This window comes from Micromonospora sp. ABR4_055 (assembly GCF_056160425.1).
Genome location: NZ_JBSWXD010000011.1, coordinates 15,359 through 32,196, shown reverse-complemented (window position 1 = coordinate 32,196; position 16,838 = coordinate 15,359). Strand labels below are relative to the sequence as shown.

The following is a 16,838-nucleotide window of genomic DNA, read 5'->3' as shown; positions in this document are numbered from 1 at the left end:
TGCCCGACCCGTGACGATCTACCCCCTAGGGGTATGGTGGGTCCCGCCATCACCGCAGGCGAGGAGGACGGCATGAGCAGCACCGCACCGGGCCGGCCCAAGACGGCGACCCGGATCGAGTTGAGCATCGGTGGGATGACCTGCTCGTCCTGCGCGGCTCGGATCGAGAAGAAGCTCAACCGGATCGACGGGGTGACCGCGACGGTGAACTTCGCCACCGAGAAGGCCAGCGTCACCGTCGAGGATCCGGCCGTGACCGCCGACGAGCTGATCGACGTCGTACGCCGTACCGGCTACACCGCCCAGCTGCCCGCTCCGCCGCAGGATGCCCGCAGCGCAGCGCTTTCCGACGGTTCGGCGGGCGACGAGCGGCCGGCCGTCTCCGACGACCTCCGCTCGCTGCGTACCCGGCTCCGGGTCGCGCTGGTGCTCAGCGTGCCGGTGGTCGTCCTGGCGATGGTGCCCGCCTGGCAGTTCACCTACTGGCAGTGGGTCAGTCTGGTGCTGGCCGTCCCGGTGGTGCTCTACGGCGGCTTGCCGTTGCACCGCGCCGCGTGGACGAATCTGCGGCACGGCGCGGCGACCATGGACACCCTGGTCTCGATGGGGACCCTCGCCGCCCTCGGCTGGTCGCTGTGGGCGCTGTTCTTCGGCACCGCCGGCACCCCCGGCGTGACCCACCCGTTCAGCCTGTCCATCGGTCACGGCACAGCCGCCGCCAACATCTACCTGGAGGTCGCCGCCGGGGTGACCGTGTTCATCCTGCTCGGCCGATACTTCGAAAGCCGCGCCAAGCGCCGCGCCGGTGCGGCGCTGCGGGCCCTGCTCGAGCTGGGCGCGCGGGATGTCGCCGTGCTGCGCGACGGCGTGGAGACCCGGATTCCGGTCGATCAGCTCGCGGTGGGTGACCGGTTCGTCGTCCGGCCCGGCGAGAAGATCGCCACCGACGGCGTGGTGACCGAGGGGTCCTCGGCGGTCGACGCCAGCATGGTCACCGGTGAGTCCGTGCCGGTCGAGGTCGCTCCCGGCGACCCGGTGGTCGGCGCCACCGTCAATGCCGGTGGCCGGCTGATGGTGACGGCCACCCGGGTCGGTGCCGAAACTCAGCTCGCCCAGATGGTCCGGCTGGTGGAGCAGGCGCAGACCGGAAAGGCAGCGGCGCAGCGGCTGGCCGACCGGATCTCCGGTGTCTTCGTGCCGATCGTCATCGCGCTCGCCGTCGGCACCCTCGGCTACTGGCTCGCCACCGGGACGGGCGTCGCGGTGGCGTTCACCGCAGCGGTCGCCGTACTGATCATCGCCTGCCCGTGCGCGCTCGGCCTGGCCACCCCGACGGCGCTGCTGGTCGGCACCGGACGCGGCGCCCAGCTCGGCGTGCTGATCAGAGGCCCGGAGGTGCTGGAGTCCACCCGTCGGGTGGACACCGTGCTACTGGACAAGACCGGCACGGTCACCACCGGCACCATGACGCTGGTCGACGTGCTGGTCGACGGCGCCGACCCGGATCCCGACGAACTGCTCCGGCTTGCCGGCGCGGTCGAGGCCGGGTCGGAGCACCCGATCGGCCGGGCGATCGCCGGGGCCGCCACCGAGCGGGTCGGGCCGCTGCCGGCGGTGACCGACTTCGCCGGCCGGCACGGACTGGGTGTACGCGGCACCGTCGGCGGGCGTACCGTGCTGGTCGGTCGGCCGGCGCTGCTGACTGACGAGGGCCTGACCGTGGACGCGGCGCTGGCCGGCAGATTGACCGCCGCCGAGGCCGCCGGCCGGACCGCGGTCATGGTCGGCTGGGACGGTCGGGCCCGGGGCGTGCTGGCCGTCGCTGACCGGGTCAAGCCGACCAGCCGGCCGGCGATCGACGCGCTGCGGCGGCTCGGACTGACCCCGGTCCTGCTCACCGGGGACAACGCCACCGTCGCCCGGGCGGTCGCCGCCGAGGTCGGGGTCGACGAGGTGATCGCCGGGGTGTTGCCCGCCGACAAGGTGGACGCGGTCAAGCGGTTGCAGGCCGACGGTCGGGTGGTCGCGATGGTCGGTGACGGGGTGAACGACGCCGCCGCCCTGGCCCAGGCCGATCTCGGCCTGGCGATGGGGACCGGCACCGACGCCGCCATTGAGGCCGCCGATCTCACCCTGGTAAGGGGCGACCTGACCGCCGCCGTGGACGCCGTCCGGCTGTCCCGCCGCACCCTGCGGACGATCCAGGGCAACCTGTTCTGGGCGTTCGCCTACAACGTCGCGGCGCTGCCGTTGGCGGCGGCGGGCCTGCTCAACCCGATGATCGCGGGTGCGGCGATGGCGATGTCGTCGGCGTTCGTGGTGGCCAACAGTCTGCGGCTGCGCCGGTTCCGGCCGGTGGTGCTCAGCCGGTGACCAGCTCGTAGCCGGCCTCCTCGACGGCGGCGGCCACCGCCTGGTCGCTGACCGGCTGTTCGCTGGTGACGGTGACCCTGCCGGTGGCCAGGTCGACGTCCACCTCGGTGACCCCGGCGATCCCGCCGATCTCGGTGGACACCGAACCGACGCAGTGGCTGCAGGTCATCCCCTGCACGGTGTAGGTGCTGACCGCCATCTGTCTCTCCCTCGCGACTCGTTGCGATCCGACTCGACCGCTGAGCCTACCCCTACCGGGAATGCGTATTTCGCCGGATCCGGCACCGTCGTCGGCCGGCGACCGGCCAGCACCCCATAGCCAAAGACCGATCCAGCGGGTAGAAACAGATGATTCCCCGACGGCACCGGTAGGTGCCGGCGGGCGACACCGAGAGAGCGCTCTCACGCTCGGCGGCCCGCACATCGGCCGGACCGACACCGCGTTGCAGATCAACAGCGACCACGTGCTGATCGACCACACCTGGGTGTGGCGGGCCGATCACGGAGTCGAAGGGTTCACCGAGGGCGTCAACGGCGACACCGACCGCTGGCACACCAACACCGGACGGTACGGCGTCGTGGTCAACGGCGACCACGTGACCGCGACCGGACTGTTCGTCGAGCACTTCCAGCGGTACAACACGGTCTGGAACGGCGACCACGGCACCACGGTCCTGTACCAGAACGAGCTGCCGTACGACCCGCCCACCCAGGCCGACTGGATGAACGGCGACACCCCCGGCTGGGCCGGCTACAAGGTCGCCGACCACGTGCGGCACCACCAGCTGTACGGCGGCGGGGTGTACGTGTTCAACCAGAACGACCCGTCGATCCGCACCCGCAACGGCTTCGAGGTGCCGCACCGTCCCGGCGTACGACTGCGGAACATCATGACCGTCAATTTGAGCGCGGGCGCCATCGACCACGTGGTCAACGGGATCGGTGAGGCGGCCGACACGACCCGGGTCGGCGCGCCGGTCTACCTGGTCGAGTTCCCGGAGCCGTGACGGGTCGGGTACCCGGGGCCGGCCGACGGATAGCCGTGGCGATCCCGGGTACCCGCCCGGTCGGACCGTCCACACCGAGTCGACCGGTCACACGAATCGGACAGGTCACCACGAGGAGGCACGATGTCCGGAAAACGACCAGGCAGCAAGGGATACGACAACCAGCGCGCCCGGCTGCGTAAGGATCTCGAGAACTCGGGTACGGCCAACGACGCGGGTGCCGACGAGCTCGCCAACGAGATCCTGCAGGAGCAGGCCGACCGCCAGGGCGTGCTGCGCACCGAACGGGGTCTCGGCCCGAAAGGTGAACGATGATCGTCATGAAATAGGTCGAAAAATGCCATGAAATTCGGTCAGCTCCGCATCATGGTGGGGTGAGTGACGCAGGGCGGTCCCGGGTCCAGCCGGCGGCGCCCGGTGCCAAGGTGACCCGGTTGGAGCTCTTCTTCGACCTGGTCTTCGTCTTCGCCTTCATCCACCTGAACACGCTGGCCGTCGAGGACCTCGACGCCCTGATCCTGTTGGGCGTCATCCTGCTGCTCGCCGCGCTCTGGCTGGCCTGGTCGCGGTTCGCCGTACTCGGCAACAACCTGCGGGCCGACCAGGGCATCATGCCGATCATCGGTTTCGCGATCATGGCGGCGGTCTTCGTCTCCGTCGCGACCTTGCCCGGCACCGAAGACGACGTCGCGGTGCCGTCGTCGTCCGCGCCGCTCTCGATCCCCGGGCAACTCGTGTTCCCGGCCTGCTATTTCATCATCTGGGCGTTGGAGATGGTGGCGCTGCGGCATGCCGCGCGAAACCACCCTTCGTTGCGTGAGATGTGGTGGCGAAGCGCACCGGCGCTGCTCCTCAGTTGCGGGTTGCTGGTGGTGGCCGCGCTCCTGCCGCGACAGTTCACCGGCAATGCCCGGATAGCTGCCTTTGTCGCGTTGTGGGGACTTGCCGTCGCCATCGCCTACGCGGTGGTGATCCGGACCAAGGCCCTCGCCGTCGTCTCGGCCGGGCATTGGGCGGAACGACACGCCCAAATCGTGCTGATCGCTCTCGGCGAGTCGGTCATCTCGATCGGCATCGGCGCCGAACTTCTGGCAGGAACACCGTTGACGTTGCCCCTGGTCGCAGGCGTGGTGCTCGGCATCGCGCTGATCTGCGCCCTCTGGTGGTGGTACTTCGACTCCCGCTCGATCGCGGCCGAACATGTGCTGCACCGCACCCAGGGCACCGCCCGGCTCCGACTGGCCCGCGACGCGTACACCCTGCTGCACTTCCCGATGGTCCTCGGGATCATTCTGCTGTCCCTGGGCGCCAAACAGGTCCTCGCCTACCTGGCCAGTGACACCGGCGACCAGGAAAGGGCGGTGCTCGATCCGGTCCACCTGTGGGTGCTGTACGGCGGCGTCGTGCTCTACCTGCTGGCCCTGCTCGCATTCCAGGCGCGGACGGTCCGATCCGTGGATCCGCTCGGCGCGTTGCCCGTCCTGGTCATCACCGCGCTGCTGCCGATGGCCCCGTTCATGCCGCCGCTCGCCGCGCTCGCCCTGCTCAGCCTGATCGCCGTCGCCGCGGCCGCGGTGGACAACCTACGCGGCGGCAGCCATCGCCGGTCGCTACGCGGCAGCCAGCTCGCTCAACAGCAGGCGTTGGAGAGCGAGGAGACCAACTGGCGCCGACGGCACCTGTGAGCCGTACGGCACCCGACGCTGTCATTATCGTCTGATGCGCAACCAGGTAGTCCTCCTGGTGCGTGGCCGGGGAGGATGACAGCTTTGACACAGGTCGCCGGCGAGCCGGCACGCTGGCGACACCGGACCGGGCGGCTGGGCCGGTCGGCGCTGATCGCGCTCTGCGTCGCTGCCGCATACGCGCTCGGCTCCGGCTGCGCCTGGTTGCTGTTCCACGCCTCGGCCGTCGGCGCGGTGTTCTTTCCGCCGGCCGGGGTGACCCTCGGCGCGCTGGTGCTGGCCCGCCGCCGACACTGGCCGTGGATCCTCGGTGCCGTCGGTCTCACCGAGTTCGGCATCGACCTGTGGCAGGGGATCGGACCGCCGGTCGCACTCGGCTTCGCGCTCACCAACGTCGCCGAACCGCTGGTCGGTGCCGCCGGGCTGCGATGGCTGCGGCCGGGCCGGATCGACCTGACCCGGTACCGCGACGCGGCGGCGTTCCTGCTCTACCCGGTGGGCATCGGCCCGTTGGTCGGCGCGGTGATCGGGGCCACGACCAGCGCGGTCGGCACCGGTGGCGCCTGGTGGCCGGCGTTGGGCCGGTTCTGGGCCGGCGACGGGCTCGCGGTGCTCACCCTCGGTGCCGCCCTGGTCGGCCTCGACGCGATCCGCGGCCGGGTCCGACCCTGGCAGCTGGTCCGGGGCGGTACGGCGTTGGCCGGCACCGGGGCGTTGACCGTCATCGGTTTCTGGCCCCGGGAGGTGCCGCTGTCCTACCTGCCGGTGCCGGTGCTGCTCGCGGTCGGCTTCCTGGGCCGGGTGGCGACCGTCGGGGCCGCCGGATTCGTGATGGCGTTCGCCGCGAATCTGCTCAGCGCCGCCGGGCACGGGCCGTGGTCGGTGCTGGCCGGGCAGCCCCGGCTGGAGGCGGCGTCGCTGCAGATCTACCTGGCGGTGGTGGTGCTCGGCGCCTGGGCGCTGGCGATCGCGGTGGCGCAACGGGACCGGGCGCAGGCCGAGTCGCGTCGTGAGGTGGCTGCCCGCCGCCGGTTGCAGGCGCTGCAGGACGTCACCGCCGGGCTGGCCACCTCCGCGACGTCCGACCAGGTGATCCGGGTGCTGGTCGACCGGGGCGTCGGCCTGGTCGCCGACCACGGCGCGGTCGCGCTCACCGATCTGGCCGGCGGCTCGGTCCGAAGCTGGCCGACGGCGGCCCTCGCGGACCAGGTCGCCGGAGGCTTCGCCACGTTCCCGCTCGACGGGTCGGACCGGTTGCCGGTCGTCGACGTGGTCCGGACCGGCCGGCCGGTCCAACTGCCGACCCGGGCGGCGCTGGACGCTCGTTACCCCGCGCTCGCCGACGCCCACGCTCGCACCGGCACCCGCAGTCTGCTGGCGGTGCCGGTCAAGGTCGGCGACCGGTGCCTCGGTGCGCTGGCGTTCGCGTTTCGTCGGGACGACGCGATCACCCCGGAGGTGGTTTCGATCGCCCGTACCCTCGCCGAACTCGCTGGCCAGGCCGTCGACCGGGCAGCCATGTACGAGTCCGAGCACGCCGCCGCGCACCAGTTGCAACGGGCGTTGCTGCCGCAGATCTCGCCGGACCTGCCGGGCGTCACGGCCGCCGTGGGCTACCGGCCGGCGGAGCACGGCCGCGACGTGGGCGGCGACTGGTACGACGTGTTCGAGCTGCCCGGCAACCGGGTGGGTATCGCGGTCGGAGACGTCGTCGGCCACGGGTTGTCGTCGGCGATCACGATGGGCCGGCTGCAGCAGTCGCTGCGCTCGGTGGCGCAGACCGGTGCGTCGCCGGTCGAGGTGCTGGAGGCGCTGGACACCGCCTGCCAGACGATCGACGGGGCCGACTTCGCCACCGTCGGGTACGCCGAGTACAGCCCCACCGACCGGCTGCTCACCTACGCCTGCGCCGGTCATCTGCCGCCGCTGCTGGTGGCCGGCGGGGACAGCCGCTACCTGACCGACGCCCGGTCGCTGCCGCTGCGGCTGACCGCGCAGCCCCGGACCCAGGCCCAGATCGCGGTGCCCGACTCGGCGATGCTGGTCTGGTACTCCGACGGGCTGGTCGAGCGGCGTGGTCAGGTGATCGACGCCGGGTTGGACCGACTCGGCCGGGCCGCCGCCGGGTTGTCCGGCACCGAGCCACAGGTCTGGTGCGACCGGCTGTTGGACGCGATGACCGACGGCCAGGTGATCACCGACGACACGGTGGTGGCCTGCGTACATCTGGACGGGCTGCCCACCGGCACGGACGGCTCCCCGGTGCTGCGGCTGACCCTGACCTCCCCCGCCGACCTGTCCGCCGCGCGCCGGGCACTGCGGGACTGGTCCGCGGGCAACGACCTCACTCCGGATCAGGCCGACGCACTGCTGGCCACCTGCAACGAAGCCTTGATCAACTCGTTGGAGCACGCCTACCACGGGCGTCCGGGCGGCCCGGTCGCACTGCAGGTGATGCTGCTCGACCGGCAGCAGGTCCGGATCGAGGTCACCGACCGGGGACATTGGCGGGGTCACTCGCACGACGGGTCCGACCGGGGACGCGGGCTCGATCTGATCAACAGGATGGCCCGCCGGCTGGTGCTCGACCTCTCCGGTGCCGGCACCCGGGTGACCATCACCCTGCCCGGCCGGTAGCCGGTGCCGTCCCGGTGGTCTACCACCGGGGCGGGTGGTCGACCACCGGGACGGGGATCAGCCCCGGATCGCCTGGCGGATCCAGTCGGTGATGTTGTCGACCCGCGACGTCGTCTCGACGTCGGAGTGCGGGCAGTCCGGGCCGAAGCTCTCCACCGACACCAGCGCCGGACCGCGGCGACCCCGCTCGACGAAGTACGGGGCACCGGAGTCGTACGCGCAGGCGCTGGTGTCCGGGTGCGGGTACCGACCGGTCACGCCGATGGTCGAGTCGGCGACCTCGGTGACGGCGAACAGCCCGGTTCGCAGCACGGTCGACGGCACCGGGTCGACCGACGTGTCGGCGCCGTATCCGGTTAGCCGGACGAGAGCACCGACCCGCGGCGGCCGGTGGGCCAGGGCGATCGGCTTGATGCCGCGTACCGGCTGGTCCAGCTTTGCCAGCGCCAGGTCGTTGGTGGGCGACTGGCGTACCGCGATCACGGTGGCGACCTGGCCGCCGTCGCCGGTGAGGTCCGCCCGGCCGACCGTCGCGGTGGTCAGGTCGGCGACCGGGCGGTCGACCCGTACGCCGTCGAAGGTCCGGAAGCAGTGCCCGGCGGTGACCACCCACTGCGGATCGATGAGGGCTCCGGAGCAGGCGCTGTTGCGGCGGCCGCCGTCGGCCGTCGGGATCCCGGTCATCGTCAACTTCACCGAGAACTGGTACCTGCCGTCGGGGACGACCTTGCCGTTGGCGACGGCGCTGGCCGGCCCGGCGGCGGCCAGGCCGAGGCCGGCCGTCACGGCCAGCGTGAGCGCCGCCGTGGCCAGGCGGGAGGCGAGGGTACGGGACACAGCGGTTCCTTGTCGGATGGCCGCACCGGACGACCGGGTCGAAGGCTGGGCGGTACCGGTGCCGGCGGGCAGCGGACGTTGGACGTCTCGACGCTAGGTCGGCCCGCTGGCCATCGGACATGGACATTTCCCTACATCTACCCGCCCGGCCCGGGTGGCGGTACCGGCTCACCGGCAGCCCGTCACCGCACGGAACATCAGCTGCACGCGCGGTAGACGTAGTCGGCCCGGTTGCGGTGCGGTGAGACGTCGGGCATGGTCCGGCGGGCCGTGTCGACCACGAAGAGTTTAGTGTCGGTCGGGCCGGTCTCGTCGAGGAACGTGGTGCTGCCGTAGTTGAGGTTGTAGTGCACGGACTCGGTCCGGTTGCGCCACCCCCAGTGGCCGAGGTCCTGCCATCCGCAGTCGCTGAGCCGGCCCCGTGGATAGGTGTAGTTGGTGCCGTCGTAGAAGCAGAACCAGCCACCCGGGCAGTCCGGCCCGGCGAGCGGCGCGATTCCGGCGGGGCGGGCAACGCTGACGATGAACACCCCGCCGGAGTAGGCGATGTCGGTCTGGCTGATCTGGCTGCCGCCGGGGTGGGTAGCAAGATAGGCGTCCACCCGGGACTGGACGGCGGTGGGGCCGGCCGCGGCGACGCCGGGCTGCAGGCCGGTGGCCAGTACGGCGACGGCCAGTACGGCGGGCGCCAACCGCCGACTCAGGTGCGGGGTCCGGCGACGGATCCGGGTGGGTGGCGTCATGGCGGGCTCCAGTTGCTCCAGGTGGCGTCCAGTAGTGGATTGGGTGTACCGGCAGTGCCGGTGTCACCCTCAGTACTCAGTCAGGAACTTTGCGACACGACACCGCCGACGATAGCCAATCAACCAACGAGATCGCCATATCCGCGTCAGTGAATAAACGAACAGCAATCACATTTTTGGGCCCAGAGTGAGCTGCAACTTTCGGCCAGCAACCACCACCACGCAAAGCGCGACTTTCTCATGTTCCACATCCTGGAATAATCGACCATGATCGACAAAAATCTTCGGGCACGATCTGGCACGCTGACGCCTCTTACAGGGCGGATGCCGGCACCGGCACCCCCTATTGCCACGGCGCCACCGGAACGAGCACCGAGGAGCATTGTGGATGCAGAGGATGCGGCAGAACTCGATGCATGGCTCGGGGAACAGGTGAGTCAGCATCATGCGCTGCTGTGGACGGTATTGTTTCAGCGCCTCGATGACACCAGAGTCGCCGAAGCACTTCTGCAGGAGACATTCGTCCGGGCCTGGCTGCACCGTCGGGACGGTCACCGGATCCGGCATCCGCGGGCGTGGCTCTACCGGCTGGCCCGACGACTGGCCGAGGAACGTCTCGACAAGGACCCTCGCAGCCAGCAGGCCCGGCGTACCACCGCACTGACCCTGGTGGTCAGCAACGACGGCGAACCCGGCGCCAGCGTCCTGCGTCAGGACGTGGCCCGGTTCGGCCGACGGCTCAGCGTCAAGGACCGGGAGTGCCTGCTGCTGACCAGCTACGGCGTCAGCACGGCCGACATCGCCGCCATGTTGCGGATGACCCCGGCAGCGGTACGGCGGTCGCTACACCGGACCCGCCGCGCGTTGCACAAGCTACGGGACAAGGTGCAGGGCCGGCGTACCCGGCGCATCCCGGCCAGACATGGGAAGGACTGACCATGGATCAGGAGCCGGTCGAGGACGAGTTCCGCCGCGACGAGCTGGTGCAGCTGGCTGTCCGGGCCCTGCTGCCCAGGCAGGGACGGATTCCGCCGCCACCCGAGATCGACGTCACGGACCTGATAGCCGTTGCGCACCAGCGCCAGTCGTCGCAGGAATCGACCCGCTGGCGGTGGCGGTCCAGGCGGTGGTGGCCGCAGCTGTGGCGGTCCAGGCGGTGGCGGCCCAGGCTGTGGCGGGTCGCGGTCCCTGCGGTCGTTCTGGTCGTGCTGCCAATCGTCGGGGTCGAAGTGGTCCGCTCGTACAGCGAGCCCGGGCCGGCCGGACCGGACGCCACCGACCCGGTCCTCGCCGACCCGCAACAGCCCCTGCCGCTGACCGCAGGCGCGGGCACCGCCCCGGCCCGCCACCAGTTGGCGGCGATCGCCCGGCACGTCCACTCACTCGACCAACCAGCAGTCGACCAACCAGCACTGGATCAACCGGTGCCGGACCAGCCGGCCACCGCCGACCGCTACACCTACGTCCACCTGCGGGCCTGGTGGCGCGACGATCCCGCCACCGGGCAGGACGGCGGAGCGTACGACCGGCGACTGTGGTGGGCCGCCGACCGGTCCGGGCAGGAGACCCGGATCGACCCGGCGAACCCGGACCGGCCCGCCGAAGTGGTCGAGTACCCGCCCGGCGCGCTCGGTGTCGCCGTACCCGATCCCGCCGCCGACCGGACGGTGCTGGCCGGCCAGCTCGCCGAGGAACAGCCGATGCACGAAGGCCCGCAGGCCGCGCTGCGGGCAGTCGTCGGCCTCTACCGGTTTCACGACCTGTCCCCGGACCAGCGGGCCGCCGCCCTGGCCGTCCTCGCCGACGCGGAGCTGGTCACCCACGGTCCGGTGCTGGACCGGGCCGGCCGGTCCGGCGTCGCGGTCAGCGCGACCGGTGACATGGACGGCCGCCCGGTGCGGGACACCGCCGTGATCGACACCGCCACCGGCCGGCTACTCAGCTACGAGCGGGTGGCCCTACCCGCCGACGACCGCGCGGCGGCCGGCACCGTCACCTACTACCTGGTGTTCCTGCGCTCCGGCCGGGTCGGTCGACTCGGCGCCGAACCGACCGACTGACCCGTCACCGGATATCCGACCCGAACGGCCGGCATGAGCCTCCGGCGGGCGGGTACCCGGTGACGATGCCCGACATTGCCAGCTACGGGCTCCTGAGTGACTGCCAGGGAGCGGCGTTACTGTCCGCGGACGGCTCCGTCGACTGGTGGTGCCCGGCCCGGTTCGACGCGCCGAGCGTCTTCGCCCGGCTGCTCGACCCCGACGCCGGACACTGGTCCATCTCCCCGGTCGACGGGCACCGCACCGCCCGCCGCTACCTGGCGGACACCATGGTGCTGCAGACCGACTTCCGGACCGCCGACGGCGAGCTGCGGCTCACCGACGCGCTCGCGCTCGGCCCCGGCGAACGCGGTCACCGCATCGGCGACGCCTCGCCGCACGTACTGCTGCGCCGGGTCGAGGTCCTGACCGGCACCGTGCAGGTCGACGTCGACCTGGTGGTGCGGCCCGAGTACGGCCGGGTCGTTCCGGTGGTGACCGGCGACGACGGGCGGATCGAGCTGGTCGGCGGCAGTGACCGGCTGATCCTGACCGGCGACCCGCTGCCGGCCGAACTGTCCGTCGGGGTGGACCGGATCACCGGCCGGCTCACCCTCACCGCCGGACAGACCGTACGGTTCGCGCTGCGGCACCTGCGCGCCGACGACACCGCGCCGCCGGCCGACGACCAGCGGTACACCGTGGACGACACCGTCGCCGGCTGGCGGTCCTGGGCCGACGAGCACCACAGCTACCAGGGGCTCTACCAGGAACAGGTACGGCGCAGCGCGCTGGTGCTACAGGCGCTGACCTACCAGCCGACCGGTGCGGTGGTGGCCGCGCCGACCAGCTCGCTGCCCGAGGAGGTCGGCGGCGGCGCGAACTGGGACTACCGGTACGCCTGGCTGCGCGACGGGGCGTTCACCATGCAGGCGCTGTGGGTGGCCGCCTGCCCCGACGAAGCGCACCGGTTCTTCGACTGGATCGCCGACTCGGTCGGTGAGCTGCCCACCGACCAGCCGGTGCCGATCATGTTCGGGGTCGGCGGCGAGCGGGATCTGACCGAGCACGATCTGGAGCACCTGCGCGGCTACCGGGGTTCGACGCCGGTACGGGTCGGCAACGACGCCTGGCGACAGCGGCAGCTCGACGTACTCGGCGAGGTGATGCACGGTGCCTGGATCCTGCGCGACCGGCTCGGCGACCTGGCGACGGGCACCGTACATCTGCTCCGGGGCCTTGCCGACCGGGCCTGCCGCACCTGGTCCCAGCCGGACTCCGGGATCTGGGAGGGTCGGGAGGGCGAACGCCACTACCTCACCTCGAAGCTGATGTGCTGGGTGGCGCTGGACCGGGCCATCGGGCTGGCACCGGCGCTGCACGCCGAGCGCGACGTCGACCGTTGGCACCGGACCCGGGAACAGATCCGCGCGGCGATCCTCGACGAAGGCTGGAGCGCCCGGCGCCAGGCGTTCACCGGCGCGTTCGGCTCCGACCACCTCGACGCCGGCGTCCTGATCATGCCGATCATGGGTTTCCTGCCCGGCACCGACCCCAGGGTGGTCGCCACGATCGACGCCATCGAGACGGACCTGACCCACGACGGCCTGGTCCAGCGGTGGACCGGCGGCGAGGACGAAGGAGCCTTCCTGATCTGCTCCTACTGGCTGGCCGAGGCCCTCGCGTTGGCCGGCCGGCGCGACCGGGCCCGCCAGGTCTTCGACGCGGCCACCGGATGCGCGAACGATCTCGGTCTGCTCGCCGAGGAGGTGGACCGCCGCGACGGCACCCTGATCGGCAACTTTCCGCAGGGGCTGTCACACATCGGCCTTATCAACGCGGCGTGGACGCTGTCCCGGACCGGGGAGGCGTCGCAACCCCCGGGCCCACCCGTCGGGTGACCGGGCGTCTGGCGTCCGTCGGCGGCAACGCGGCCACCGCCGTCAGGTCCAGGCCGGCGAGGTTCGCCCGGTACCGTCGATCGTCGAGAATCCGCCACACCGCAGCGGCGATCCGGTCGGCGCAGCCGACATCCAACAACCGGTACGCGGCGTCCCGCCCGGTGCGGGCACCCGCGTCGAGGCTGATCCCGATGCCGAGCCGGGCCGCCTGCCGGGCGACCAGCGGCTGATCGCCGAAGAACGGCACGACGACCATCGGCACCCTGGTGAGGATCGCCTCGTGGAAGCTGTTGCTGCCCCCGTGGGTGACGAACACGTCGGCCCGGCTGAGCACCCGCTGCTGGTCGACGGCGTGCCGGATCACCCAGTTCGCCGGGTAGCGGTCCAGAATACGGCGGCCCCGGGTCGGGAACACCACCGTCACCTCCGGCGAGGACCAGTGCCGGGCCAGACCCGCGACGCACCGACGCAGCGCGCCGACCAGTTCCGGCTCGGCGTACCAGAGGTTGTCCAGCACCTCGGTGCCGAAGGACAGGTAGACGACCGACCGGGCCGGTCCGGTGCCCCGGCGCTGCCGGCCTGTGCCCCGGCCGTCCTGGCTGTCCGGCCGGTTCCGGGACGGCCAGCCGTCGGAGAGGTAGCCGGCGAAGCGGTAGCCGACCGCCGCGCGGTTGTCCCGGAAGTCGGGCGGCGTGACCGCACGGTACGACCAGAGGATGTTCTGCTCGGCCGGCAGATGCAGACAGTTCGAGACGAGTTCCACCGTGGCCGGGTCGAGCGTGACGCCGTACCGCCGGTCCAGAGCGTCCAGTGCCGCCGTGTTCGGCGGTGCCGTCAGACAGTGCCGGAGGTATCCGGCGTCCGTCATCGGCCCGACCAGTCCCGGCACCGAGCACCACGCCGGCACGCCCAGCCAACGGGCGACCAGTGCGCCCTCGATCGCGCAGAAGTCGTACAGCACCAGGTCGGGACGGTAGGCGCGGGCCACCGCCAGGCATTCGCCGAACAACCGGTACGCCCGGTCGAACACCCGGTCCGCCGGGGTGTTGCGGAACTCGCGGCAACCCGGCAGAGCGACGGTCGACCCGGCCAGGTCACCCAGCCGGGGCACGGTGGTCTGCCGGTCGACGAGCACCAGGCGGAAGCTGTCCTCGGCCCGGTGCCGGCGGATCAGCCGTTTGAGAATGTTGAGGTGTCCCTCGTTGGGGATGCTGAATACGAGCACCCGTCGTCGCGGCATCCCGCACCTTTCCCGCCGGCCGGCCCGATAAACCACCCCGGATACCGGGCCGAACCGCCTACCAGACGGCGCGCACCCCGTTACCGTCGGCCGGTGACCACCCAGCAGCCGACCGTCACCCGATCACGGCCATCGCAGCAGCAGGCGGACGACCTGTTGGGCCGGATGACCCTGGCGGAAAAAGCCGGCCTGCTGTTCCACCCGATGATCGGCATCGGTCCGGGCGGCACCCTCGCGCCGGCCGACCCGGACGCCGGCCTGCTCGCCGCCGAGGACCTCGTGCTGCACCACCGGATCAGCCACGTCAACCTGGTCGGCACTGCGGCACCGGCTGACCTTGCCCGCTGGCACAACCAGCTGCAGGACCTGGCCGCGTCGACCCGGCTCGGCGTACCGGTGACGGTCTCCACCGATCCCCGGCACGCCCGGTCCGCCAACCCCAACACGGCGGCGCTGGCCGGAGCCTTCTCCACCTGGCCGGAACCGCTGGGGCTGGCCGCCACCGGCGACCCGGAGCTGGTGCGAAGGCACGCCGACACCGTACGGCGGGAGTACCTGGCGGTCGGCATCCGGGCCGCGCTGCACCCGCAGGCGGACGTCGCCACGGACCCGCGCTGGCCACGGGTGCTGGGCACCTTCGGCGAGGACCCGGAGCTGGTCAGCCGGCTGACGGTGGCGTACCTGTCCGGGTTGCAGGGTCCGACGCTCGGACCGGACAGCGTCGCCGCGCTGGTCAAGCACTTCCCCGGCGGCGGCCCGGTGCGCACCGGCGAGGACCCCCATTTCCGGTACGGCGCCGAGCAGGCCTACCCGGGTGGCCGCCTCGCCGCCCACCTGGCGCCGTTCGTGGCGGCCGTCCGGGCCGGCGCCGCGCAGGTGATGCTCGGCTACGGGCTGCCGGTCGGCACCGAGCTGCCGCCGGTGGCGTTCGCCTTCAACCACGAGGTGGTGACCGGGCTGCTCCGCCAGCAGTTGGGTTTCACCGGGGTGATCTGCGCCGACTGGGGGGTGCTGACCGACGCCTGCTTCCGGGGCGAGGACCGGCCGGCCCGGGCCTGGGGCGTCGAACACCTCGAACCGGCGCAGCGGCTGCGTGCCGCGCTGCACGCCGGGGTGGACCAGTTCGGCGGCGAGGCCCGCCCGGACCTGGTGGTCGACCTGGTCCGCAGCGGCCAGGTCACCGAGGACCGGATCGACGAGTCGGCCCGTCGCGTCCTGCACGACAAGCTGCGGCTCGGCCTGTTCGAGCACCGCTACGTCGACCCGGAGCACGCCGCGCAGGTGGTCGGTGGCCCGCCGGCCCGTGCCGCCGGGCTGGCCGCCCAACGGGCCTGCGTGACGCTGCTGCGTCAGGCTCCGCCGGACAGCCCGGCCCGGCTGCCACTCGCCCCCGGCCTGCGGGTGTACGCCGAGGGCCCGCTGCGTGCCGCGCTGCGGGGCAGGTGGACGGTGGTGTCGGAGCCGGGTCAGGCGGACGTGGCGGTGCTGCGGCTGGCCGCACCGTACGAGCGGCGGCCCGGACCGGTGGAGGCGTACTTCCACGCCGGACCGTTGGAGTTCCCGGCGGGTGCGCTGGACCGGGTGCTGGCGGTCGCGGCAGCGGTGCCGACCGTCGTGGACGTCTACCTGGACCGGCCGGCGGTGCTCACCCCGCTCGCCGACCGGGTCGGCACGCTGCTGGTCAGCTTCGGCGTCGAGGACACCGCGCTGGTCGACGTACTCGCCGGGGAGCCGGCACCGACCGGCCGGCTACCCGTCGATCTGCCGGCCAGTCAACGGGCCGTGCTCGCCGGGCAGCCGGACGCCCCGTTCGACGACCCGGACCCGTTGTTCCGGTACGGCCACGGGCTAACGTTCTGACCGGGAAGTTCAGGGGTGGCCGGGCGGATCCGGGTGGCCGGGCAGGTCAGTCGCGGGCCCGGAGGCGGTGCAGCACGGCGGCGGCGACCAGGCCGTACGCCAGGTGCGGCACGATGTCCGACGCCCAGTCGGCAGCGCTCCACTGCCGCGGGTCGGTGACCTTGAGCAGGGTCATCGGCGCGTCCGAGCCGGCCATCGCCAGCATGGCGAGCAGCCCGGTTGCCGCCCAGACCGGTGCCCGGCGGGGGCCGGCCACGGCGTACAGCGCGCCGGCGCCGAGGCCGGTCGCGTAGCCGAGCAGCGGCCCGAGCCCGTCCCGGCGGTTGCTGGCGGTCTCGTCGTCGCCGAGGTCGACGTGCAGTGTCTCGGCGAGCCGACCGACGCTGCGCTGCGGGGTGCTGCTCGCCGGCCGGGCCCGGCCGGCCATGTCGAGGTAGGTGACCATGTTGAGGGCGCTGGTGCCGGCGGCACCGGCCAGCAGCCCACTCCAGATTCGCCGCATGGTCTGCCGCGTAC

Annotated in this window: 13 protein-coding genes and 1 pseudogene; 9 read left to right on the top strand and 5 right to left on the bottom strand. The window is 72.0% G+C overall.

The window, feature by feature from the left end:
* Positions 1-72 precede the first annotated feature (72 nt).
* Positions 73-2,373 carry a heavy metal translocating P-type ATPase gene (locus tag ACXAHD_RS05410; protein WP_281552672.1) on the top strand — a complete coding sequence of 767 codons (2,301 nt, stop codon included), beginning with the start codon at positions 73-75 and terminating at the stop codon, positions 2,371-2,373.
* Here the strand turns inward: ACXAHD_RS05410 and ACXAHD_RS05405 are convergent.
* Positions 2,363-2,572 (bottom strand): heavy-metal-associated domain-containing protein, encoded by a 210-nt coding sequence (locus tag ACXAHD_RS05405; RefSeq protein ID WP_281552671.1) that lies wholly within the window; start codon positions 2,570-2,572, stop codon positions 2,363-2,365. The genes ACXAHD_RS05410 and ACXAHD_RS05405 overlap by 11 nt on opposite strands.
* Positions 2,573-2,780: 208 nt before the next feature.
* Between ACXAHD_RS05405 and ACXAHD_RS05400 the strand changes: the two are divergent.
* The 4 genes and pseudogenes from ACXAHD_RS05400 to ACXAHD_RS05385 all read left to right on the top strand — a co-directional run.
* Positions 2,781-3,380 (top strand): annotated as a pseudogene (locus ACXAHD_RS05400) (adenylyl cyclase); the annotation flags it as partial.
* Positions 3,381-3,503: 123 nt separating this feature from the next.
* Positions 3,504-3,695, top strand: coding sequence for a phosphatidylethanolamine-binding protein (locus ACXAHD_RS05395; RefSeq protein WP_289211893.1), 192 nt, complete (start codon positions 3,504-3,506; stop codon positions 3,693-3,695).
* 59 nt (positions 3,696-3,754) lie between these two features.
* Positions 3,755-5,065, top strand: coding sequence for a low temperature requirement protein A (locus ACXAHD_RS05390; RefSeq protein WP_289211892.1), 1,311 nt, complete (start codon positions 3,755-3,757; stop codon positions 5,063-5,065).
* An 84-nt stretch (positions 5,066-5,149) separates the two neighbouring features.
* On the top strand, positions 5,150-7,702 hold the full coding sequence (locus ACXAHD_RS05385; protein ID WP_289211891.1) for a SpoIIE family protein phosphatase: 2,553 nt from the start codon (positions 5,150-5,152) through the stop codon (positions 7,700-7,702).
* 57 nt (positions 7,703-7,759) lie between these two features.
* On the opposite strand, the gene ACXAHD_RS05380 is transcribed toward ACXAHD_RS05385, so the two are convergent.
* Together ACXAHD_RS05380 and ACXAHD_RS05375 are read right to left on the bottom strand one after the other, a co-directional pair.
* Positions 7,760-8,539 (bottom strand): S1 family peptidase, encoded by a 780-nt coding sequence (locus tag ACXAHD_RS05380; protein WP_281552667.1) that lies wholly within the window; start codon positions 8,537-8,539, stop codon positions 7,760-7,762.
* Between the two features lie 197 nt (positions 8,540-8,736).
* A complete protein-coding gene (locus ACXAHD_RS05375; protein ID WP_281552666.1) occupies positions 8,737-9,282 on the bottom strand; it encodes a peptidase inhibitor family I36 protein in 546 nt (181 codons plus the stop codon).
* A gap of 384 nt (positions 9,283-9,666) precedes the next feature.
* On the opposite strand from ACXAHD_RS05375, the gene ACXAHD_RS05370 reads away from it, so the two are divergent.
* The 3 genes from ACXAHD_RS05370 to ACXAHD_RS05360 all read left to right on the top strand — a co-directional run bounded on the left by ACXAHD_RS05370 (position 9,667) and on the right by ACXAHD_RS05360 (position 13,222).
* The gene (locus ACXAHD_RS05370; RefSeq protein ID WP_289211888.1) at positions 9,667-10,218 is read left to right on the top strand and encodes an RNA polymerase sigma factor; all 552 of its coding nucleotides are present in this window, start codon (positions 9,667-9,669) and stop codon (positions 10,216-10,218) included.
* Positions 10,219-10,220: 2 nt separating this feature from the next.
* Positions 10,221-11,342 carry a hypothetical protein gene (locus ACXAHD_RS05365; RefSeq protein WP_281567168.1) on the top strand — a complete coding sequence of 374 codons (1,122 nt, stop codon included), beginning with the start codon at positions 10,221-10,223 and terminating at the stop codon, positions 11,340-11,342.
* 65 nt (positions 11,343-11,407) lie between these two features.
* Entirely contained in the window at positions 11,408-13,222 is a 1,815-nt protein-coding gene (locus ACXAHD_RS05360; protein ID WP_475048944.1) for a glycoside hydrolase family 15 protein, read from the top strand.
* Here the strand turns inward: ACXAHD_RS05360 and ACXAHD_RS05355 are convergent.
* Positions 13,155-14,462 carry a glycosyltransferase gene (locus ACXAHD_RS05355; RefSeq protein WP_475048941.1) on the bottom strand — a complete coding sequence of 436 codons (1,308 nt, stop codon included), beginning with the start codon at positions 14,460-14,462 and terminating at the stop codon, positions 13,155-13,157. The genes ACXAHD_RS05360 and ACXAHD_RS05355 overlap by 68 nt on opposite strands.
* A 93-nt stretch (positions 14,463-14,555) precedes the next feature.
* Here ACXAHD_RS05355 and ACXAHD_RS05350 point away from each other — a divergent pair, with 93 nt between their 5' ends.
* Positions 14,556-16,322 carry a glycoside hydrolase family 3 protein gene (locus tag ACXAHD_RS05350; RefSeq protein WP_475048938.1) on the top strand — a complete coding sequence of 589 codons (1,767 nt, stop codon included), beginning with the start codon at positions 14,556-14,558 and terminating at the stop codon, positions 16,320-16,322.
* 46 nt (positions 16,323-16,368) lie between these two features.
* Here ACXAHD_RS05350 and ACXAHD_RS05345 read toward each other — a convergent pair whose 3' ends face one another.
* Entirely contained in the window at positions 16,369-16,824 is a 456-nt protein-coding gene (locus tag ACXAHD_RS05345) for a hypothetical protein (protein WP_281552660.1), read from the bottom strand.
* Positions 16,825-16,838: the final 14 nt, after the last annotated feature.